This window comes from Agarivorans litoreus (assembly GCF_019649015.1).
GTDB lineage: Bacteria > Pseudomonadota > Gammaproteobacteria > Enterobacterales > Celerinatantimonadaceae > Agarivorans > Agarivorans litoreus.
In genome coordinates this window covers 1,040,592-1,061,059 of record NZ_BLPI01000001.1, presented here as the reverse complement: position 1 = coordinate 1,061,059, position 20,468 = coordinate 1,040,592, and the positions used below count along the sequence as shown (strand labels likewise).

Here is a 20,468-nt window from a genome sequence, read left to right as displayed (position 1 = left end):
GTTTTCAGCTTCTTATATAGGCTTGTTACACATTAAAGCTTTTGCCTTGTATATAAGCCGCAAATTGCAGCAAAATTCAGCCCGAAAGGTCAACAGCCCCTAGTAAATGCGTTAAGCTAATCGTTCGCTTAACAGTAGCAGTTTTAGCCATGAAGAAGCCAATCCCCGACGCCAAAAACTACGACATTGTTCCGCCTGATATGAATTACCTTTATTTTGAAGGCGCTAATCAATACCCATTTCAGCCCAACAATACCGATTTCTCCGAGGTAAATGCTTGGTGGTTAGCCGAATGTTCACTGCTTGCTTATTGCCACCCAGGCTTTGCTCGTATGGCTTTTAAACTAGCTGGCTTTGAGCAGTTTACTTTTTTTGAAGGCACCGGCACAGAATGCATGGCAGCCGGTAGTCAAGAAGCCTTAATTATTGCCTTTCGCGGCACAGAGCTTAAATCTTTGTCTGCCTTATACGAGTTAAAAACAGACTTAGACAGCATACTGGTAGCTTTTGCAGAGGGTGGAAAAGTACATCAAGGGTTTGCCAAAGCGCTCGATGAAGTATGGAGTGGCGAGCATGGCTTACAGCAGTTTATTGAGCAGCAGATAGTAGACTTCCCAGAACGACCCATTTGGCTTGCTGGCCATAGCTTGGGTGGTGCTTTAGCAAGCTTGTGTTTTGCTAAAGTGCCACAAGCAAGGGGCTTATACATTTATGGTGCTCCCAGAGTCGGTAATCAACAATTTATTGAGCAAATAAATCACCGGCCTATTTGGCGAGTAGAACATGCTAAAGATCCTATCCCAATGTTACCTCCCAATCTACCGGCAATAAGCTTTGGCTTCGCAGATATTGGAGAGCTGGTATACATTCATAGCGATCAAAAAATCGATTATCAACGACCAGAAAAGAGCCCTACCGAGTATAAAGCGCTTATTGTTAATACTTTTAAAGCTCAAGAACAGCGCCGCAAAAACCTAAGTGCTGATCTTGCTGAGATTAACCAACATCTGCTTGAGTCATTCAACGAATGGCGAGATAACCTTAAACAGTGGCAAGCTGACAGCAAAATTAGTTTTACCGATCACATGCCCATCTATTACTGCGTAAAGCTTTGGAATAACTTAGCAGAGTAAAATCGCTTTGGAGTTAATTGTGGGAGAAAATCAGAGAATTTATCTGTTACTGGCTGCTTACCCGCGCAAGTAAGCCACTTAAGCCAAACTTGGTGCTTGGCCGTTTCTGTAATATTGATCTCTAACAAGCTATTAACATTTTTGTGTGTTAGATACTATTTGGCGTACTAATACCAGCTATGATTAAAGTATCCGTAAACGTTGTTGTTAATGATTTGTTAAGGGGGGGGAGATGAGCACACAAATTAGCAGCTTTATGGAAACCAATGTAATCGGTGTTGCACTGGATGATTCGGTTGAAAAAGTATGCCAAGTATTAGACGACAATAAGCTTTGTTGTGTTCCAGTGTTTAGCCCTGATGGTGCGATTTTTGGTGTAATTAGTGCGAGCGATTTAGTGCACTTTAGTACGCTGCGAGCTAATCCAAAGTTGGAACATGCTTGGGAGCTGTGTACCCATCGGGTGATAGAGGTTGCACCTGATATAAGTATCCAGCAAGCCGCAGAAATTATGAGTTATGAAAAAATACACCACCTTATCGTTACCGAAGGTTCGACCTGTGTTGGCATTGTTTCGGCCTCTGACGTATTAAGTGCTTTCTTAAAAAACGAGCTTATCTAATTAGCCTAATGGTGATGGAGTGAATCTCAACCTACTGCACTCCCTGCCTTGGCTTGAGTAAAACGCTGCAATTAGTTTCATACATTTCAAGTTGCTTATAAAAATTTTGACTATTATAGAGTTATTAGTGATTTTTCCGGAATTATGTAGCAACCGCACAAGAATCCCGCCCCTGAATTGAATAAAATACAGTCATATTCTCTATTAATTGAAAGGCGTTAATATGGCTGAATCCCATGTAATCTCTGCACTTGTAAGTAAACACAGTGAGCTTGCAGGACAAATAAAACATTATCAACTGGAAATTGCTCGACTGAGTAAAGACCTGAGCCACGTTGAGGCAACGATCAAGGTGTTTGAACCTGAATACGACGTCAGAACCGTGACACCTAAGCGCACGACAGGCAATGCGAGGTTGTTTAAGCCAAGGGAATGCCAGATCATGGTACTGGATATACTCAGGGTGGCATCAGAGCCGTTAACGACAACGGCTATTGCCGACAAGGTACATGAATTAAAGCGGGTGCCTGAAGAACACCAGAAGCAGTTAAGAAATACGGTGGCGACTACATTGAGACAGGCACTAAAGGCTAACCAGGTTAATCAGTGTGGCAAAGAGGGATTGGCGGCATTGTGGGAGATTGCTGCTTAGCCAGCCAGCCGTTCAGCCAGTTTCCTGTTACCCTGCCAGTACCCACCAAAATCTCGTGAAGTACGGGTTTTGGTGCACTTCTTAAGAATATCGTCAAACATATCACCATTATTCATGCGGCGGTTATCTTCCCGATAGGCGGCTTCATTGGCATAGTTTAACAGATACAGATTACCGAACTTGTGGACCTGTCCGTACTGCATTCTGCGGAAGCGGGAGAAATAGCTTTCAGCGTAGTTGGTGGTGGTGCCATCTTCGTAGGAGTAGGCTTTCTGGTGGTTGATACGCTTAGTGTCGAATTTACCGTGTAGCGGATCATAGGCGCTGTTTTCATCAGTAAAGATGGTGCTTTGCTTATCTATAAAACGACCCGCTAAGTTGACTACATCAGCCTGGTTCTCTTTGTTAATGATAAACGGCAAAGTGCGACCTGTACTTTCTTCTGATTGTCTTTGACGAAACACCAGGACGCAGCGCTTGTCAGGGCGTTGATTCTCAGCCAGTCGGCGATCTACTCGTTCCTCTTTCTTGTTCTCAGGACGAACATGGCCGTTAACATAGGCTCCATCCATTTCTATGTCACCGGATAGTGCAGATTCATCACGATTATTCAGCAATGATTCCCTGATCTTGTGTGCTAGCACAAAAGCGGTTTTGTACTGTACATCCAGATCGCGTGATAGCTGCAAGGCACTAATCCCCTTTACTGCATTGGTATAGATAGCGATTGCTGCCAGGTAAACCGATAAAGGTAATTTGTGAGAAGAGAAGATCGTCCCGCTCGTGACTGAGAAAGTGTGACCGCAATCCTTATCCTTACAGCGCCATTGTTTGCGGGTTTTCAGGTAGTAGTGATGTTCGCCGCCACAATGAGGACAGACAGGCTTACCCTGAGGCCAGCGAGCCTGTTTGAATAACTCGAAGGATTCATCCGGAATATCTTTCTCAGACTGAGGGTGCGTGCAGAGGCTGACAACAGAAAATGTTGTTTTTTGTTTTTCATGCTACCCTCCTCTTTATCAACTTTAATGCACATTAATATATGTGCAACCATAATAGAACATAAATTAATGTGTATCAAGCCAGAATAAACATTATTTAATGTACATTGAAAATAAATCTATGTATAAATGGCAAATCTTTAGCATACACATCGAAAGAGGATTATACTGTATAAAATGACAGTATTTGTCAGTATGGATTATGAAGAGTTCAAACGTCAGTTAGGCAAAGCGGGTATTTCAGGGCGTGAGTTTTCCAGAATTGTGAAACTCAATCCCAACTCACTAACCAATTATTCGAAGACGGGGAAGATCCCCGCACACTGGGCCATTATTGCCGCTCTCATGGGAGAGATGGCAGAGAAAGGCCTGGACTTTAAAACGGTTATCGAAAGCATTGAGCTGGAGCCTAATAAGCCCAGAGGTGCAGCGAAAGATGGTCAGTTTGGTGGAAACAGAAAAGATTAAGGCACAGGAAAAAATGAAACAACACGCAGTCCAGCTAGTTAAGGATGTTATTGAAAAGACTGAAAGCGCTCAAAACGAGTATCAGTTGCAGCACGAAATCGAGTTGTCATTTAAAGAACTTAGCCGAAACCTGAACGGTATCTGGAAACCTTGCCCTATTCAGCGGCGGGTGCCAGATGGTAAAGGTGGTTATAAATGGGTCGATTCTGCTCACGGCGCTGTCATTATTGAGTATGAAGGCCCAAAGTCCTTCAATAAAAAGAATAATGGAAAGTGTAAACACGGCAAAAAACAGGCCGAAGAATACGCCCAACTGTTGCATCGCGATGAAGGTCGCGAGCTGTCAGATTACACCATGGTAGCGTGGGACGGCGAGAGTATAGCATTTGGTCGTCATGATTCATCTGGTGTGCCAGTGTGGGAAACCTTACAGCCTTTTGATGAAAAAGCCGCGACAAGACTCATTCAGGAACTCATTAACAACGGGACTCCACTGGTTTCAGCCATCCTGTTAAAAGAGGTTGTTGGACCTGACTCTAAGTATGGGCAACAACTCATTCCTATGTTTTTTGATGCAATCGTCCAGGCAGATGCAGGTGGCACCTCAAAGGAAAAGCTGCTCTACACCGAATGGAACCGCCTTTTTGGTCAGGTAGTTGGGATTCAGCCTGACGGAATGAGAAACCTGATAGAGCGTCAAAGTTCCCATCATGACGCTGAGTACACAAAAAATATATCGGCATATCTATTTTCACTCAATACTTACATTGCGCTACTGGCTAAAATAGTTGCCGCATGTGCATTACCCGGCTCCACACAAAACATTCTGAATACAACCATTGATGTGCAGGAGCGTATCAATTCAATGGAAACCGGAAAGTTGTTCAAGAATGCGGGCATTTCAAATATGTATGCCGGAGACTTCTTCTCCTGGTATCTGGAGGATGATAACTGGTCCCAATTTGCAAAGGTTATAGACGACTTGTTGGTGGAATTATCAATCGTTGATTTTGAAATCAGTAAGAAGCGACCTGAAAGTACCAGAGATCTGTTTAAGGGGATATATGAAGGATTCGTACCCCGTGAGCTTCGACACGCGCTTGGTGAGTTCTATACACCAGACTGGCTGGCAGAACATGGGCTTGATGTTATTGAATGGGATTTGGAATCTGATCTGCTTGACCCGACCTGTGGCTCAGGCACGTTTTTGCTTGAAGCAATAAGGCGAAGAAGAGTGGCAAAACCGGGAGCGGATGCAGTTGAGTTGTTATCCGGTCTGTACGGCATAGATCTTAATCCTCTTGCCGTATTGAGTGCGAAAGGCTCTATCGTGACGTTTATAGCTCCGTATTTAAACCCAAAAAATCCTGTGACAATTCCCGTATACATGGCTGATGCCATCAACACGGCCAATATTCAGCCTGATTGCTGTTATGAATATAATCTTCTGACTGATAAAGGTGAAAAGCTGTTCAGAGTGCCAGAGAAGCTTATTCTGGATGACCAGTTCTACGCCGTATTTCAGCAGCTTAAACTTTGGATTATGGATGACTTGCCCGCCAGTAAGATATCTGCACATCTTCTCAAATTGGTCGCATCATTAAACCTCAACAAAATAGAAGAAACAGCCCTCAATAATGCGGTTAATACATTGGTTGAGCTGCATAAAGAAGGCTGGGATGGAATATGGTGTTCTATCCTTGCAGAGCGATTCAGGGCGGGTTCGATAAGTCCGGTTAAATACATTTGTGGTAATCCTCCTTGGGTTAAATGGAGCCACTTACCAAGAGCCTATGTCAAAGCCGTTAATGATAAATGCCGAAGCATGGGAGTCTTTAGCTCTGATAAATGGGTTGGTGGCATTGAATCTGATATTTCTACCGTCATCACTTTTGAGGCTATTCGAAAATATCTGAAGGACGGTGGAAGACTTGGATTTTTCATAACCGGCACTGTTTTTTCAAATGAATCCAGTGAAGGCTTCAGACGCTTTAAAATTGATGAAGGCCGTATCAATTGCGCGGTAACTCTGGTGGAAGATTACAACGCCATTAAGCCCTTTGATGGTGTTAGTAACTTTCCGGCGCTACTGGTTGTTGAGCGTGGTGAAAATACCAGGTATCCAATCACTTACAAAAAGTGGTCAGCGAAAGACGCTAAAAACAAAACCATCCGCTCTTTTTCAGATGCATCAGACTTTCGTGAACGGGCAGAAAGTGAAAACTTGTTTGCAAAGCCCGCACCTGGCGGAAAGAACGATTCACGTCCATGGCTAATTGCGACAAAGAAAGAGCACAAAGTGTTTAAATATGTGTTCAATGAAGGAAAAAGCCACTACGTAGCCAGAAAAGGCATTACAACCGACAGACACGCCATATTTTGGGTAGACATCTTGGATAAGCAAGTGACTAATGGAAACGTGACTATCCGAAACAGAGTGCAGGAAGGGCGTACAAAGGGAATACCTGAGATAACCGATGTTGTTGAAGCAGAGCACGTTTTCCCTATGCTCAGAGGAAAGGATGTGACGAAGTTTAGGGCCGTCCCAACACCGTTTCATTCTCTCGTACCGCAACGAGAGATGCATGGAGATCCTGAACTGCCATTCAATTACCCAAATACTTACCAGTTCCTGGAGCAATTTAAAGAACAGTTAAAAGTTCGGTCCAGTTTAAAGCGCTTCCAACAGAACAAACCATATTATTCCCTCTGGAGTACGGGTAACTATACGTTTTCTCCGTATAAAGTGTTGTGGCGGGAAATGAACAACAAAACGTTTTTCGCGGCCTATATTGGTCCTGTCGAGGACGAAATACTAGGGACCAAAGTCGTTGTGCCTGATCACAAACTCTACTTTATTCCGGTGGAAACAGAAAACCATGCTGCGTTTCTGACAGGTTTTCTCAATTCAACCTATGTAGCAAAAGCTGTGATGGCTTACGGCTCACTATTGAGTCTCGGTTCCAGTGTAGCTGAATACCTCAAAATTCCAGAGTTCGACGATATGGATAGTGTTCACCTGGCTATTAGCGATATTGCCCGTATTGCAACAATGTCTGGTGGTGACATTTCGGAAGAAGAACAACAGGAACTTGATGATTTAGTTAACGAGGTGTTGGGAATTAAGTAATATTTGCAATGTAAACCCGGTAAAGCATTGTTTTTACTGGGTTTGTGCATTTGCTACATAATTCCGGATTTTTCTATCACTAATGTTTGTGAATGGTTTAATTTCAAATCTCTTATGGATATTGCGTAGTTTGCAGTGGTAGTTAGTCATTAAGGAAGCGATTTGTATGAAAAAGCTAAGAATAGAAACTTATCAGTTGGATACCGGAAGTCTCTCTGACTCAGTGAATTTACCCATATACATAGCAAAAACCTTCTTTAAATGTTTACCGCCTAAATTAGCTGCATATTTCTCCGAACACGCTGATAGCCTGACAGCACTTAAAACCTCTTTGCTAAGTCGTGATAGTTCTGGGGTGGTCTTGGAAATAGAAGATATTGAAGACAATGAACGCGTTGTGTTTAAGGTGATTTAGTTTAAGGCTGACTTTAAGACCTTGTTTTTAGCTGTTGGGGCGCAGCGATTTATGTGGCTAGTTTTGGACTTGACGCTCCACCCAAGTCGCAATTTGTTCAAGAGAGTTGTCGGCAAACATGCTTTTGCCAAAAAACTCAATCATTAAGATATGCGCGATTCCAGGGCTTTGAGTATTCCAAAACCAGGATTGCAATAGCCCATGACTGGCTCCTGAAAACTGCTTTATGCTTAGCTGCTCCGGGTCGTTATGGGCGAAGGCCTGGCGATAATGGTAAATGCTATCGTTGATATCTACATTAAGATCGTCTTGTCCAAAAGCTAATAGAATAGGAATGTCTATTCGGCTTAACTCTGAACTTGCATCATTCATCCAGTTTTTTGCGATAAAATCGTAACGAGCTTCATCAGTAAACAAGCCCTCATTAAAGTTGGGATCGCTTATGAGCATATCTTGGTGCGCGTTTTGGTAAGCCGCGAAAGACAAGTTTTGTTTTACTGCTTGAGTGAGCAAGGAATCAGCTAGCGTTTTATAGAATTCTGGATTGCTGCCAGTACCATTACTGATGCTTCGGTGGTATTGGCCTTGGCGCAACCAGTTAATCGCGGTGCCTACAAACACAGCGAAATCAACCTGATGCTGTTGATTGCTTATTTTAGGCAATACCCAGCCGGCTTGACTAAAGCCCATTAAACCGATGTGTTGTTGGTCGATAACGGCATTTTGCCTGCGTAGGTAGCTTATTGCATTTCTTACAATCTCTGCTCGCTCTTCCATAGAATGCCCTAACCAATTTCCACTTGAGCCACCAACACCGGGTTTATCCCAACTTAAAGTAGCAATGCCTCGTTTGGCAAATTCGGTCCATAGGGGGTTGTAATAGCCGTAGGCATCATAAGGCATCGCACCGTCGCCGTGTACTAGCACAACAACTGGGTAAGGGCCTGGAAGATCGGTGGGAGTAATTAATGAGCCACTTATATTAAGGTCACCAGAGGGGAAACTAATTTTCTTTTCATTAACTTGAGGTGAATCATCCAAGCAGGAAAACACCACTCCAACGATGAGGAGTAACAAACCATAGCGATAAATCGTTGATCTGCTCATGCTTTAATGTCCCTTGTTAAGCGCTTAGCTGCCTTACATTAAGTTAGTGATTATTATTATGAAACTAATACGCTAAATCTTTTGTATAGAACTGTCGTCTTCTTGTTTAAGCCGTGGCGGGTATGTCAGCGTTTGTAGTGAGATTTGGCTAGTGAGACTTGCTTAGCGAGATACGTTGATAGAATAAAAAGACGCTGCAAAAGCAGCGTCTTTGAGCGTTAAGAGGCTAGAGTTATTTAACTCTACACAAAAATCCTTTTAGATAGTGACCTTCTGGGTAGGGGCCGCCAACAGGGTGATCTTCGGCTTGCTCTAGGGTTTTAAGAAACTGCATGTCTCGCTTGGCATCAATGGCTGCATCGGCCACGATTTTTTGGAACAAGCTCGTTGGCATAAGGCCAGAACAGGAGTAAGTCAGCAATATTCCGCCAGGGCGTAGCATTTGCATGGCTAGCATGTTGATGTCTTTGTAACCTCGGCTAGCGCGATTTAAGCTGGCTTTACTATCAACAAATTTTGGTGGGTCTAGCACTATCATGTCGAATTGCTCATCACAATCGCGGTAGGCGCGCAATTGCTTAAATACGTCGGCGTTTAACTGAGTAATTTTGCTGGCGTCTAAGTTGTTTAATTCAACGTTTTTGGCGGCGATCTCTAAAGCGGCGTCAGAGACATCCACGTTGACCACCTTTTTAGCGCCGCCAGCCAAGGCATAGGTGCCAAAGCCGCCGGTGTAACAAAAACAGTTCAGTATTTTTTTGCCTTTGGCGAGTTGGCCAACCAGTTTGCGGTTATTGCGTTGATCAAGGTAATAACCGGTTTTATGGCCGGTTTCCACGTTAATCAGTAGGCGCAAACCGTTTTCTTTTATTTCCATTGGTTGAGCGGGTAGCTCACCATGAATCAGCCCTTGTTGAGGAGCTAAACCTTCTTTCTTGCGAACATCTACGTCTGAGCGTTCGTAGATAACATCATCTGGGAAGCAGTGTTTTAGCGCTTCAATAAGGTTGGCACGCTGAAACTCTGCACCAGCACTCAGTAGCTGCAATACCAATACATTTGCATAGCGATCAATGGTGATGCCTGGTAGGCCATCGTTTTCACCAGCAACTAAACGATAAGCGTTAGTATCGGCAAATTCACTGAGAATTTGTCTAGCCGCTTGGGCATCTTCTAAGCGCTCAATAAAAAACTGTTTATCAATCTCTTGCTGCTGATCAAAGCTCCAAACTCGAGCACGAATTTGTGACTCTGGCGAGTAGGCAGCAGTAGCCAAGTATTTCCCTTCGGCGCTGTAAACTTCTACGGTTTCGCCAGAAAGTGGCTTGCCCGATACTTTATGAATGCCGTTTGAAAAAATCCAAGGGTGACGACGTAACAACGCTTTGTCGCGCTTGGCCTTAAGGGTAATGATGCCGCTCATGTTCTGCTTCCTAATGATTAATGCCGCGCATTATAAGCGCCATGCTTAGCAAAACCCAAGTATAGTCTGGCTTTATTACTCGTTGGCAGGTTTACTCATGGCTTTGCCATTCATTTCTCTCTCTAGGCCGGTGTTGAGCGCCGAGCGCTGGCTGGTGCGTTTGCGATAGGCCATGAGTTTTGCGGGCAATTGCTGCTGAAACGCCATTGCCCAGTTTAAGGTGTGGCACAGCAGTATATCGGCAACTGTAAATTGCTCGCCCAACAAATAACCTTGTTCTGGCACCCATTGTTCGGCAATGGCTGCCGCTTTGTTAAATTCCCAAGTAGCGGTTTCTAGCATTTCTGGCACGCGTAGCTCTTCAGGTAAAGCAAAACGGTGTTTGCCCATACTCCAAAGTGCTTGTTCTAATTCACAAATGGTAAAGCTTACCCAGCGGTGGTGTAGGGCAGCTTGGTCGCTACCTGGGGTGGGCAAAAATTGCGGGCCGTATTTCTCGGCCAAATAAAGGCAAATAGCGGCAGATTCATTAAAGACTAGCTCGCCATCTTTTAATGCAGGCACTTTTCCGCAGGGGTTAAGGTTTAAGTACTCTTCGCTGCGGTGTTCTCCTGCTTGGAAGTTTATATAGTGATAATTCCATTCAAGTTGTAACTCTTCCAGCATCCACGATACCCTTAACGAGCGGGAGCGCGGCGAGCCATATAAAGTAATCATTCAAACTGTTCCTATTCTGCATTAGCAAGCATTGTATAATACCAATCGTACTAAATAACTGTTCATACTATCTGGTTAAAATGCTCGATAACTTCGTTAGAATTTTTGATTGTAGAATAACTACTTATCGAAAAATTCTGCCTTATTCTCGAGTATTTTTCCTGCGTTATTTCTGAGCACTTACTTAGTGTGATTGGTATAAAGTAGTTGTTTGAACGCGACTACGCGAGCTTTTGTTGTTGGTTATTTGTCAGCGTTTTGATGATCTGCTGTGAAACTAAAGAGCCAATTCAAGCTTGGTTTCATAGTAATTTGGAATCGGTTCCGTTTTGCTTGTTTAAACCTTGAGCATCTAAGCTTTGGCGATCATGCTGGTGTTATGGCGGGTTAGCGATACTGGAAACGATGGCAACGATTAAAGATGTGGCTAAGTTGGCGCAAGTCGGTGTGGGAACCGTATCTCGCTGCTTAGCTGGCAAGGGCGGAGTGTCTGCCAAGGCTGAGCAAAAGGTCAGCGAAGCCATGCAGCAGCTTAACTACCGGCCGAACAGTCTTGCTCGGGCTTTATCTACCCAGCGCTCCAACATTATTGGTGTTTGGTTACCTTCATTGTCCGGCCCTTTTTATCAGCACATATTACAAGCCATAGAGTTTGAGCTGCGCTTGCACGACAAACACCTAATTATTGCCAATGCTGAAGAGGCAAACAGTAATGAAGAATATCTGCAGCACTTAGACTATTTAATTAATCGTGATTGCGATGGGGTGCTGATGGTGTGCCCAGAAATCGCTATTTCAGATCTGCTGATTGCTCAAGCTAATTACCCGCCGCTGGTATTAATTAATCACTCCACCGATTTATTGTCTAAGCAGTCTTTTAGCGTTGATCATTATGCAGGTGGTTGTTTGGCGGCAAACAGCTTGTTGGCGCTAGGCCATAAGAACATTGCTTGTATAAGTGGCCGTTTAAGTGCCCAAGATGCGCAGCAGCGTCAGCAAGGTTTTGTCGATGAACTAGCTCGCCAAGGCCGGTCGATTAACCCGCAATTGTGTATTGAAGGAAGCTTTGATTTTGCCACTAGCCAGTTTGCAGTGCAGCAGCTACTGGATAAGCAACTGCCTTTTGATGCACTGTTTTGTGGTAGCGACAAAGTCGCCTTAGTGGCTTTATCAATCTTGCAGGGGGCTGGCATAAAGGTGCCGCAACAGGTTTCGGTATTGGGCTACGATGATGTCGATTTTGCCGCAGTTGCCTCACCACCTCTTAGTACTATTGCTATTCCTATCAAGCAAATGGCGACTGCCGCTAGTAGGCAGGTACTCAATTTAGCTTACGACTTAACATTAACTATTCCCAGCGTGTCTGAGCCGCGTTTTATTGCGCGAGCGAGCACGCAAATATCTCCTCATCTTAAAAATAAAGAAGACTAAGTTTATGGCGAGGTTTATAGAAGATGGAACACGTTACCACTTAGATGATCCTTGTATTGCGCCAAACAGCGCTGCTTACTTGTGGAACAAAAAAATGATGTTGCACATGAACTGTCGCGGCTTTGCGGTTAGCCAATATATGGATCCCGAACCTCGCAAATATGCTCATGTGCCCAATTTAGCTGCGCAAAGCTTTATGCAGCCCGAGCAGCCTTATTTTAGTCATCACCCTGGGCGTTTTTTCTACTTGCGAGATAATCAAACTGGAGAGATGTTCTCTGCTCCCTACGAGCCAATGAAAGTGGACTTAGACCACTTTGCTTTTGAGCCGGGTTTGGCCGATATTCGCTGGGTGGTTGAAAAGCTTGATATAGAACTAAACATAGGGCTTAGCCTTGCTGTTGATGCAGTGCTAGAGATCTGGCAAGTAACTCTGCAAAACCTTAGCTCGCAGCGTCGAGATATTTCTTTAATACCTTATTTCCCAGTGGGTTATGCCTCGTGGATGAATATGGGGGGGCAATACGATGCAGAGCTTAATGCGATTGTTTGCAGCAGTGTTACTCCCTACCAAAAAGTCACTGATTATTTCAAACATCAGCATTTCAAAGATCTTACCTTTTTGTCTGCTAATCGGCTGCCAGACTTCTATGAAGTTTCACAACAGGCTTTTGAGGGAGAGGGTGGTTTACATAATCCCAGTGCCTTGCAGCAAGGTGGAAACTTAAATAATGGCGAGGCGCATTATGAGTTGCCGGCGGCGATTATGCAGTTTCAATATAATTTACCGGCCAAGGGTAGCGATGTGCTTAATCTTAGTTTTGGGCCGGCGAAAGATAAGGCCGAAATTAAGCGACTCAACCAGCAGTATTTGTACGCCGAGCTAGAGCCACAACGCCAAGCTAGCCAAGCCTATTTTGCTCAGGCCAAAGGTTGTATTGCCATAGAGACGCCCGATCAGCCGTTTAATCACTTTGTTAATCATTGGCTGCCTAGGCAGGTATTTTATCATGGTGATAGTCAGCGTTTAACGACCGATCCTCAAACCCGTAACTACCTGCAAGATGCCATGGGCATGGTTTACCTCAAACCAGAAGCCTGTAAACAGGCGTTGCTAACCGCACTTAAACAGCAAAAGTTCTCTGGTGAGATGCCCGACGGCATTTTATTAAGCGAACAGGCGGAGCTTAAGTACATTAACCAAGTGCCGCATACCGATCATCCGGTTTGGCTTGCCATTGTGTTAAACGCCTATCTTCAAGAAACCAACGACTATAGCTTGCTCCAACTTAGGCTTTGTTGGGCGGATAACCCACTCGAGCAAAGTGTATTTGAGCATGTGAGCAAGGCGATGCAATTTTTGTGTGAGGCCAAAGATGAACGTGGTTTGCCTTATATCGCCCAGGGGGATTGGTGCGACCCAATGAACATGGTGGGCTATCAAGGCAAGGGTGTGTCGGGTTGGTTAGCCGAAGCCATTTCTTATGCCTTGCAGCTGTGGGTGCCAGTGTGTGAGTACCTAGGCGAAGCCGCCTTAGCTCAAGCCTTTAGCCAATATGCGGAACAATTAAACCAGCGCATTAATCACTATTTTTGGGATGGCGCATGGTATGGGCGCGGCATTACCGATGCTGGCAAGTTATTTGGCATAAGCAGCGATAAAGAAGGGCGAATCTTTCTTAATGCCCAGAGCTGGGCCATGTTATGTGGCGCTGCCAGTGATGAGCAAAAAACACAGATGTTGCAGGCCATTGATGAACAGTTAGACACGCCGTTTGGGGTAATGATGAGTGCGCCGGCCTTTACCAAAATGCGCGATGATGTTGGTCGAGTCACTCAAAAGTGGCCGGGCAGTGCCGAAAATGGCTCGGTGTATAACCATGCAGCAGCGTTTTACGCGGCTTCTTTGTATGCCAGCGGAGAAGGGGAACGCGCATTTAATGTATTACGCAAAATGCTGCCAAGCAATGCCCCTGACGAATTGAAAGTGCGTGGGCAATTGCCCATTTATTTACCTAACTATTATCGCGGCGCTTATTACCAATACCCACGCACCGCAGGGCGCTCTAGTAACTTATTTAATACTGGTACTTGCGCTTGGTACTACCAATTAGTGGTTGAGCAGCTATTTGGCCTACGCGGAGTACCACAGGGCTTGCTGCTTCGGCCGCAACTGCCAAGTGATTGGCAAAAAGCCTCGGTGGTTCGAGAATTTAGAGGGGCAACCTTCCATATTCAATACCAACAACTTAGTGGAGGCTGTGCCGAGCCTTTAAGCGCGACACAGCTATGGAGTGCTGACGAAGCTAAGCTCACCATTATTCAGCAGGCCGATGGTAAATTGCTGCTCAGTGGTTTCGTGGCTGGCGAGCGGTATCAGATAAGGGTTATACAGACGCTAGAAGACAAGGCCAGCCAAGCCGTTGCCGAGGGTGCCTTAGTATGAATGCTGATCAGGGCACGGTTTATTGCGTTATGGGGGTTTCCGGCTGTGGCAAATCTAGCATTGGTGAGGCGCTGGCAAACTACCTGCAAGCTGAGTTTATAGACGGTGATACGCTACATCCTCGTGCCAACATAGAAAAGATGTGCAGTGGCCTTGCGCTAAATGATGAGGACCGTAAGCCTTGGCTAGCGAGCATTGTGGCTAAAGCTGATGCTATTAGCCAGCAAGGAAAAACCGCCGTGATTGTTTGTTCTGCCTTAAAGAAATCTTACCGAGATCAATTGCGTCAAGTAGGCAGTAAAGTGGTGTTTATCTACTTAAAAGGTGAACAAACTTTAATTCGGCAAAGGCTAGAGCTGCGCAGTAATCATTTTATGCCACAGCACTTATTAGCTAGCCAATTTTTGACCTTAGAGACCCCTTCTGTTGCTGAAACTGATGTTATTGCGATTGACATTGACGCTAGCCCAGAGCAGGTATTAGCACGTTGTATTAATAGTATTAGTCGCAAGCCCGCGCTTAATTGAGGTTGAAATGAATCCCACTATCAAACAGGTTACCCAAAACATTATTGCCCGCAGCCAAGGCTTGCGCAGGGCTTATGTTCAAAGAATGGAAAAACAAGCAGAGCAGGGGAACGCAAGGGCGCATTTAAGCTGTGGCAACTTAGCCCATGCCATTGCTGCCTGTGGCCAGCAACAAAAAGACCGTTTGCTAGATTTTACCAAAGTAAATCTGGCGATTATTACTGCCTACAACGATATGTTAAGTGCTCACCAGCCCTACGCTCAATACCCTCAGTTGATTCAGCAAACAATGGCTGAACTTGGTCATAGCGCGCAAGTTGCTGGTGGTGTGCCTGCGATGTGTGATGGCGTTACCCAAGGCCAAGAGGGCATGGATTTATCGTTGTATTCACGTGACCTTATTGCCCAAAGCACTGCCATTGGTTTGAGCCATCAAGGGTTCGATGCCTGCGTCTTATTAGGGGTTTGCGACAAAATTGCACCAGGGCAGTTAATGGGTGCTTTGTCTTTTGGTCATTTGCCAACTGCCTTTATGCCCAGCGGCCCAATGCCAAGTGGCATTAGCAATGATGAAAAGGTGGCGGTTCGCCAACAGCATGCAGCCGGAGAAGTGGATAAAGCGGCGCTACAGCAGATGGAAAACAAAGCCTACCATGCGCCCGGCACCTGCACTTTCTACGGTACTGCCAATACTAATCAACTGGTATTTGAAACCATGGGCTTAATGCTACCGGGTAGCGCCTTTGTTAATGTGAATACCGCGCTTAGAGATAGGCTTAATCAACATTTGCTTAGTCACATGGTGGGCATTACTCGCGGAGGCTCAGCTTATCGCCCGCTGTATCAAGTTATCGATGAGAGTGCCATTGTGAATGGTTTAGTGGCTTTGTTGGCTTCTGGAGGCAGCACTAATCACACCTTACACATGATAGCGATTGCCCGTTGCGCTGGCATTATCATTAATTGGGATGATTTTGCGCAGCTTGCCGAAGTAGTGCCGCAACTTTCTAGCATGTACCCTAATGGCCCAGCAGATATTAATGCCTTTGAGCAAGCGGGTGGAGTGCCTTGTTTGCTGCGTTTGTTAGCGCAACGAGACTTGCTACATATCGATGCCACTACTCTCTATGGAAAGCTAAGTGATTACTTGCAGTCACCTGTTTTGGTAGGCGAAGAGTTAGTATGGCGGCCAGCACAGGCCAGCAACAATAATGATGTGATTGCAGCAGACGGCAAACAGTTTAATCGCAGTGGCGGCTTGCAGGTATTAAGCGGTAACTTGGGGCGGGCAGTAATAAAAACCAGTGCAGTTAAGGATGAGCATCAAGTTATTTGTGCGCCAGCCAAAGTATTTGATTGTCAGCATAAAGTGGTAGAAGCGTATCAACAAGGTAAGCTTGACCAAGACCTTGTAGTGGTGGTGCGTTACAACGGGCCTGCAGCCAATGGGATGCCAGAACTACATAAATTGATGCCAGTATTGGGCAACTTGCAAAAACAAGGTTTTAAGATGGCACTGCTTACCGATGGTCGCTTATCGGGCGCATCAGGCAAAATTCCTGCCGCGCTGCACTTAAGTCCGGAAACTGCCAAAGGTGGCTTACTAGCGAAACTACAAGATGGTGACATTATTCATTTGGATGCCATTAACGGCGACCTAAGTTGCCAAGTGAGTGAGCAAGAGTGGCAACAGCGCACTGCTGTCGCAGACAGCAAAGGCAAGCAAAATGAAGGTTGTGGTAGGGAGTTGTTTAGTTCGTTTAGGCGATTAGTTGGCAGTGCTGAGAATGGTGCCATGATTCTATTTGAGGACTAGCGGAGCAGTAGCAATGGCACCATTAACTGGGCGATAAATGGCTAACAGATTCAGAAATAATAACTTACCGGGTAAACTTACATTTTGGAAATGTGTTAATAAGAAATGTTGGGCGCAAGGTAGCAAGACAAAAGCTAGAATGTGTAGTCTTGTTTCAACTGTTACCGTTGCTACTTGGAAAAATTGGTTTAGCGTTATTGGGCCCTGGAAAAGTACCCTGTAAGGAAAACAGTGAAGAATTGAGCGCTACACCTTTGTGTAACTGGCTGGCAATAGAGATTGAGAGCAATACAGGAACAAGCAGCAACAACACCAATGTAAGTCGGTTCATAAAATACCCCTAACAAGCTGTACATGTTATTAGACCGCGAATAGCCTCTTTTGATTGCCAGCAATCTGTAATAAAACGTAAAGAAAAGTAAAACGGACCAATAAAGGTCCGTTTTTAAAGGGGAAAGCGAAGCGGTTTAGCCTGCCGCAATCAAATCATTCATATTGATAACCAGCTGGTCGAACTCGGCTCGCTCCTGCTTATCAATGGCAGAGGCGAGGGGGATTTTAGCGGTCATTGGATTAACCGCTCGGCCGTTAATATGGAACTCGTAATGCAGGTGAGGCCCCGTTGAGCGGCCGGTATTGCCTGAGTCTGCTATCACTTGGCCACGCGTTACTCGTTGCCCTTTGCGAACTTTAAATTTATTTAAATGTAGATAACGTGAGCGATATTTACCGCCGTGTTGAATCACGATGTATTTACCCGCATAAGGGTGATTCTCAACTCTAGTCACTACACCATCGCCAGCGGCTAGAACAGGAGTGCCAATAGCTACGCCGAAGTCGGCGCCATTATGTGGCGAGATTCGTCGGGTAATTGGGTGCTTACGACGTGGGTTAAAACCAGAGGTGACCCGATGAGCCCCTTTAAGCGGTACTCGCATAAAGGCGCGCGCTAGGCTTTCGCCATCTTTGTCATAATAGTTACCATTGCTAAACAAATACGCACTGTATTCGTTACCTCGGTTAAAAATACGCACCGCACTAATTTCACTTTGACCAGTGAGTTCGTCATCGATGTATTGGCGATTACGTACAACTTGGAATACATCGCCCGCTCTAAAGTCACGAGAAAAACGCAGTTTGTCTTTAAACATTTGCGCTACTTGCTCTACTTCATTTGGGCTTAAGCCAGCTTTTCGGGCTGATACATAAAAGCTACCTTCGATGGTGCCTGCTATGGCTTGTTTCTGCCATTGTCCTTCAATACTAATGGTTTCGTATTCGAAGCTGCTTGCATCAACACGCTTAAATATGATTTTTTGCGCCGGATTAAAGGCAAGTTGTAAGGCCAATAATTGTTGTTGGTCGTGGTCGATGGTAAATGTGAGCTCATGACCTGGGCTTAAAGTATCTAAAGCTAGTACCGAAATATCAGCTTCTAGTACTTGATACATAGTGGTTTGGTCGATGTTAAAGCGGGTGAAAATTTTACCTAAAGTATCGCCTTTCTCAATAGTGTATTGATAGCTGTGCTCGCCTCCAACCTCAGCTTGTTCAGGCTCTGTTTTTGCAGCAGTGAGTGTTGGCTCGTTGGTGTTTTGCTTCGCCACAACTGGCGATTTAGCAGCATGTCTAAACTGCTCAGCACTGGGCTCATCTTGGGTATTCTGTTTTACTATATCGATGGCTTCATTGGAGCGACTAGCCAGACTAAAAGTGAGGCCATCGGACTCTGACTTAAAGTCGTTTTGTGGCAGTTCGATGAGCTGGCGGCTGTTGGTACTTACTTGTTTGGAGCTAGGCCAAATACTGGCAATGCCCACGAGTACACCGCAGGCAATAATCAGCTGCCAATGTTTGCTGGGAAGCCTGCTAGGGCGACCAAACAAACGAGTTTTACTGTTAAACATACAATCTTTTACCTAATGAACGCTGTCTTAACGCAGCTGTTATTGTATTAATACTAGTGAGCGACTTTTGCTGGTTCGTGGTGCTATTCACGACACTTGCCCTTGTTGGCAACCAGAGCAAAGCCCTTGGAATTCGTAACTTTGCGAATGCAATCTAAAGCCTTGCTGTCCGGCAAACTGGTCCAATTCAATTTTTAATGATTCAGACAAGCTTATTTGAGTAACAGATTTACAGTCGGTGCAAATAAGCAAGGGCTGCGGAGTAAATGGAGCATGTTGGTGGCCAATGATGTAACGGCTACTTGATTCAATATGTTGAATGAAGTGGTGTTGTAGCAAAAACTCTAAAGCCCGATATACCGTTGGTGGTTTGGTATTTTGTTGCTGTTGTTGCAGCTTAGCTAAAATATCGTAAGCGCTAAGTGCTTGTTGATGTTGATGAAGAATAGCCAACACTGCTGCACGATTTGGCGTGAACTTAAGCTTATTTTGGCTACAGTAGTCACTGACACGTTGTATATAATTGGCTGTAGACATGCTTTACCGAAATAGATCTTAGCTGATGAGCGAAATACACCCACAAAATTTGAGCGTTACATTATAACAATCACTACTTATAGGCAAGCCTTGCAAGGTCAGGTATCGACATTGCCATGGTTTTTTATGTCTTATTTAAGTGATTGTAAATAAAGCGCTAAATTCTGTCGTTGATTGGCGACAGCTTGAAATGTACTGCTTTAAGTGATTATGCCATCTGCTATTGCTGTTTAGTTCACTGAGTGAAGATATGTAAATACCGAGTAATTTAATGTGATTGATTAGCGCTGAAGCTGCTGTAGATAAAGGTTCCATTAAAAGTGCTGATTTATTATTTAGTTTGCTCGCTTTGTAAGCACTCGAACCTTATTTGCGAAAAAGCGGTTGACTTGTTTCGGCTAAAAACGTTTAATAGCCGCCGTTGCCCGGATAGCTCAGTCGGTAGAGCAGAGGATTGAAAATCCTCGTGTCGGTGGTTCGATTCCGCCTCCGGGCACCATCTTTAAAAAGCCTGCTAAATTTAGCAGGCTTTTTTCGTTTCAAGCCTTGGATTTAGTTCTGCTGAGATTTATTGCGAGAATAGTGAATTAAGCAATGAAACACCGCCGCTTGCTTGTTTAAGTTTCTGTAGCCGTGAGGTTTATCGCCAGCAAAGCGCAACGCTTGTCCTTGGCTGAGTTTATTCCATTGTCCATTTGCCAAAACTTCCATCTCCCCACTGGTCACAATGACATGTTCACTCACTCCTGCTTCGTGGGGCTCAGATACTCGCTGATAGTTCTCTAACAAGGTGAGTTCGTACATCTCAAAGCCATACTTTTCATCGTAGGGGAATAAAATGGCTACGAGCATGTCATCGCTGGCGGGTTGTTGGCGAAGTTGATCTGCGCTGCGAATTTCTGGCTGAGCTTGTTCTGCAAGTTCTGGCTCTAAAAAGGTTGATAAGGAAGTATTAAAACCTCCTGCTATTTTCCACAGTGTGGCAATAGTTGGGCTAGATTCACCGCGTTCTATTTGTCCTAACATGGCTTTACTCACACCGGTTTGTTTGGCTGCGGTGTCTAAACTCCACTGTTTGTCTTTACGCTGCTGTTTCAAAGCTGCCGCGAGATATTGATTTAAGGCCAGCAAAATAA

The 20,468-nt window shown here is 44.8% G+C and carries 17 protein-coding genes, 1 tRNA gene and 1 pseudogene; 11 read left to right on the top strand and 8 right to left on the bottom strand.

Features of this window, described 5'->3' with window-relative positions; translation table 11 throughout:
* The first annotated feature begins 149 nt into the window (after positions 1–149).
* The 3 genes from K5L93_RS04915 (at position 150) to K5L93_RS04905 (ending at position 2,407) form a co-directional block, all read left to right on the top strand.
* Entirely contained in the window at positions 150–1,133 is a 984-nt protein-coding gene (locus K5L93_RS04915) for a lipase family protein (protein WP_220718721.1), read from the top strand.
* Positions 1,134–1,365: 232 nt separating this feature from the next.
* Complete coding sequence (locus K5L93_RS04910; RefSeq protein ID WP_220718720.1) at positions 1,366–1,755, top strand: CBS domain-containing protein; 390 nt, start codon at positions 1,366–1,368, stop codon at positions 1,753–1,755.
* Between the two features lie 223 nt (positions 1,756–1,978).
* Complete coding sequence (locus tag K5L93_RS04905; protein ID WP_220718719.1) at positions 1,979–2,407, top strand: hypothetical protein; 429 nt, start codon at positions 1,979–1,981, stop codon at positions 2,405–2,407.
* Here the strand turns inward: K5L93_RS04905 and K5L93_RS04900 are convergent.
* Positions 2,404–3,410, bottom strand: a pseudogene (locus K5L93_RS04900) (IS1595 family transposase). The gene K5L93_RS04905 and the pseudogene K5L93_RS04900 sit on opposite strands and share 4 nt — an antisense overlap.
* 175 nt (positions 3,411–3,585) lie before the next feature.
* Here K5L93_RS04900 and K5L93_RS04895 point away from each other — a divergent pair.
* The 3 genes from K5L93_RS04895 to K5L93_RS04885 all read left to right on the top strand — a co-directional run bounded on the left by K5L93_RS04895 (position 3,586) and on the right by K5L93_RS04885 (position 7,421).
* Positions 3,586–3,876, top strand: a complete 291-nt coding sequence (locus tag K5L93_RS04895; RefSeq protein ID WP_220718718.1) for an XRE family transcriptional regulator — start codon at positions 3,586–3,588, stop codon at positions 3,874–3,876.
* Positions 3,857–7,006 carry an N-6 DNA methylase gene (locus K5L93_RS04890; protein ID WP_220718717.1) on the top strand — a complete coding sequence of 1,050 codons (3,150 nt, stop codon included), beginning with the start codon at positions 3,857–3,859 and terminating at the stop codon, positions 7,004–7,006. The genes K5L93_RS04895 and K5L93_RS04890 overlap by 20 nt, the downstream gene beginning before the upstream one ends.
* Positions 7,007–7,172: 166 nt before the next feature.
* On the top strand, positions 7,173–7,421 hold the full coding sequence (locus K5L93_RS04885) for a hypothetical protein (RefSeq protein ID WP_220718716.1): 249 nt from the start codon (positions 7,173–7,175) through the stop codon (positions 7,419–7,421).
* Positions 7,422–7,478: 57 nt separating this feature from the next.
* Here K5L93_RS04885 and K5L93_RS04880 read toward each other — a convergent pair whose 3' ends face one another.
* The 3 genes from K5L93_RS04880 to K5L93_RS04870 all read right to left on the bottom strand — a co-directional run bounded on the left by K5L93_RS04880 (position 7,479) and on the right by K5L93_RS04870 (position 10,668).
* A complete protein-coding gene (locus K5L93_RS04880) occupies positions 7,479–8,528 on the bottom strand; it encodes an alpha/beta hydrolase family protein (protein WP_220718715.1) in 1,050 nt (349 codons plus the stop codon).
* Positions 8,529–8,760: 232 nt separating this feature from the next.
* Positions 8,761–9,951, bottom strand: coding sequence for a class I SAM-dependent methyltransferase (locus tag K5L93_RS04875; RefSeq protein ID WP_220718714.1), 1,191 nt, complete (start codon positions 9,949–9,951; stop codon positions 8,761–8,763).
* A gap of 75 nt (positions 9,952–10,026) precedes the next feature.
* A complete protein-coding gene (locus K5L93_RS04870) occupies positions 10,027–10,668 on the bottom strand; it encodes a glutathione S-transferase family protein (protein WP_220718713.1) in 642 nt (213 codons plus the stop codon).
* A 405-nt stretch (positions 10,669–11,073) separates the two neighbouring features.
* Between K5L93_RS04870 and K5L93_RS04865 the strand changes: the two genes are divergently transcribed.
* From K5L93_RS04865 to edd, 4 genes are read left to right on the top strand one after another with little or no spacing between them, the layout of a single operon-like run.
* Positions 11,074–12,099 carry a LacI family DNA-binding transcriptional regulator gene (locus K5L93_RS04865; RefSeq protein WP_220718712.1) on the top strand — a complete coding sequence of 342 codons (1,026 nt, stop codon included), beginning with the start codon at positions 11,074–11,076 and terminating at the stop codon, positions 12,097–12,099.
* Positions 12,100–12,103: 4 nt separating this feature from the next.
* Entirely contained in the window at positions 12,104–14,545 is a 2,442-nt protein-coding gene (locus K5L93_RS04860) for a GH36-type glycosyl hydrolase domain-containing protein (protein ID WP_220718711.1), read from the top strand.
* Positions 14,542–15,072: a gluconokinase gene (locus K5L93_RS04855; RefSeq protein ID WP_220718710.1), complete on the top strand. Its 531-nt coding sequence runs from the start codon at positions 14,542–14,544 to the stop codon at positions 15,070–15,072. Before K5L93_RS04860 ends, K5L93_RS04855 begins: the two co-directional genes overlap by 4 nt.
* Positions 15,073–15,079: 7 nt before the next feature.
* Complete coding sequence (gene edd / locus K5L93_RS04850; RefSeq protein ID WP_220718709.1) at positions 15,080–16,888, top strand: phosphogluconate dehydratase; 1,809 nt, start codon at positions 15,080–15,082, stop codon at positions 16,886–16,888.
* Positions 16,889–17,042: 154 nt separating this feature from the next.
* On the opposite strand, the gene K5L93_RS04845 is transcribed toward edd, so the two are convergent.
* The 3 genes from K5L93_RS04845 to K5L93_RS04835 form a co-directional block, all read right to left on the bottom strand.
* A complete protein-coding gene (locus K5L93_RS04845) occupies positions 17,043–17,219 on the bottom strand; it encodes a hypothetical protein (protein WP_220718708.1) in 177 nt (58 codons plus the stop codon).
* A 136-nt stretch (positions 17,220–17,355) separates the two neighbouring features.
* Positions 17,356–18,795, bottom strand: coding sequence for a peptidoglycan DD-metalloendopeptidase family protein (locus tag K5L93_RS04840; RefSeq protein WP_220718707.1), 1,440 nt, complete (start codon positions 18,793–18,795; stop codon positions 17,356–17,358).
* Between the two features lie 87 nt (positions 18,796–18,882).
* Positions 18,883–19,332 carry a Fur family transcriptional regulator gene (locus K5L93_RS04835; protein WP_220718706.1) on the bottom strand — a complete coding sequence of 150 codons (450 nt, stop codon included), beginning with the start codon at positions 19,330–19,332 and terminating at the stop codon, positions 18,883–18,885.
* A 423-nt stretch (positions 19,333–19,755) separates the two neighbouring features.
* Between K5L93_RS04835 and K5L93_RS04830 the strand changes: the two genes are divergently transcribed.
* Positions 19,756–19,831, top strand: a tRNA-Phe gene (locus K5L93_RS04830).
* Between the two features lie 53 nt (positions 19,832–19,884).
* On the opposite strand, the gene K5L93_RS04825 is transcribed toward K5L93_RS04830, so the two are convergent.
* Positions 19,885–20,463 carry a helix-turn-helix domain-containing protein gene (locus tag K5L93_RS04825; protein WP_220718705.1) on the bottom strand — a complete coding sequence of 193 codons (579 nt, stop codon included), beginning with the start codon at positions 20,461–20,463 and terminating at the stop codon, positions 19,885–19,887.
* Between the last annotated feature and the right edge of the window lie 5 nt (positions 20,464–20,468).

Coding starts and splice junctions, on each gene's coding strand:
- K5L93_RS04840 (WP_220718707.1), bottom strand. CDS start 18,795: ATGTTTAACAGTAAAACTCGTTTGTTTGGTCGCCCTAGCAGGCTTCCC.
- K5L93_RS04855 (WP_220718710.1), top strand. CDS start 14,542: ATGAATGCTGATCAGGGCACGGTTTATTGCGTTATGGGGGTTTCCGGC.
- K5L93_RS04865 (WP_220718712.1), top strand. CDS start 11,074: ATGGCAACGATTAAAGATGTGGCTAAGTTGGCGCAAGTCGGTGTGGGA.
- K5L93_RS04860 (WP_220718711.1), top strand. CDS start 12,104: ATGGCGAGGTTTATAGAAGATGGAACACGTTACCACTTAGATGATCCT.
- K5L93_RS04885 (WP_220718716.1), top strand. CDS start 7,173: ATGAAAAAGCTAAGAATAGAAACTTATCAGTTGGATACCGGAAGTCTC.
- K5L93_RS04915 (WP_220718721.1), top strand. CDS start 150: ATGAAGAAGCCAATCCCCGACGCCAAAAACTACGACATTGTTCCGCCT.
- K5L93_RS04835 (WP_220718706.1), bottom strand. CDS start 19,332: ATGTCTACAGCCAATTATATACAACGTGTCAGTGACTACTGTAGCCAA.
- K5L93_RS04895 (WP_220718718.1), top strand. CDS start 3,586: ATGACAGTATTTGTCAGTATGGATTATGAAGAGTTCAAACGTCAGTTA.
- edd (WP_220718709.1), top strand. CDS start 15,080: ATGAATCCCACTATCAAACAGGTTACCCAAAACATTATTGCCCGCAGC.
- K5L93_RS04870 (WP_220718713.1), bottom strand. CDS start 10,668: ATGATTACTTTATATGGCTCGCCGCGCTCCCGCTCGTTAAGGGTATCG.
- K5L93_RS04845 (WP_220718708.1), bottom strand. CDS start 17,219: ATGAACCGACTTACATTGGTGTTGTTGCTGCTTGTTCCTGTATTGCTC.
- K5L93_RS04880 (WP_220718715.1), bottom strand. CDS start 8,528: ATGAGCAGATCAACGATTTATCGCTATGGTTTGTTACTCCTCATCGTT.
- K5L93_RS04905 (WP_220718719.1), top strand. CDS start 1,979: ATGGCTGAATCCCATGTAATCTCTGCACTTGTAAGTAAACACAGTGAG.
- K5L93_RS04910 (WP_220718720.1), top strand. CDS start 1,366: ATGAGCACACAAATTAGCAGCTTTATGGAAACCAATGTAATCGGTGTT.
- K5L93_RS04875 (WP_220718714.1), bottom strand. CDS start 9,951: ATGAGCGGCATCATTACCCTTAAGGCCAAGCGCGACAAAGCGTTGTTA.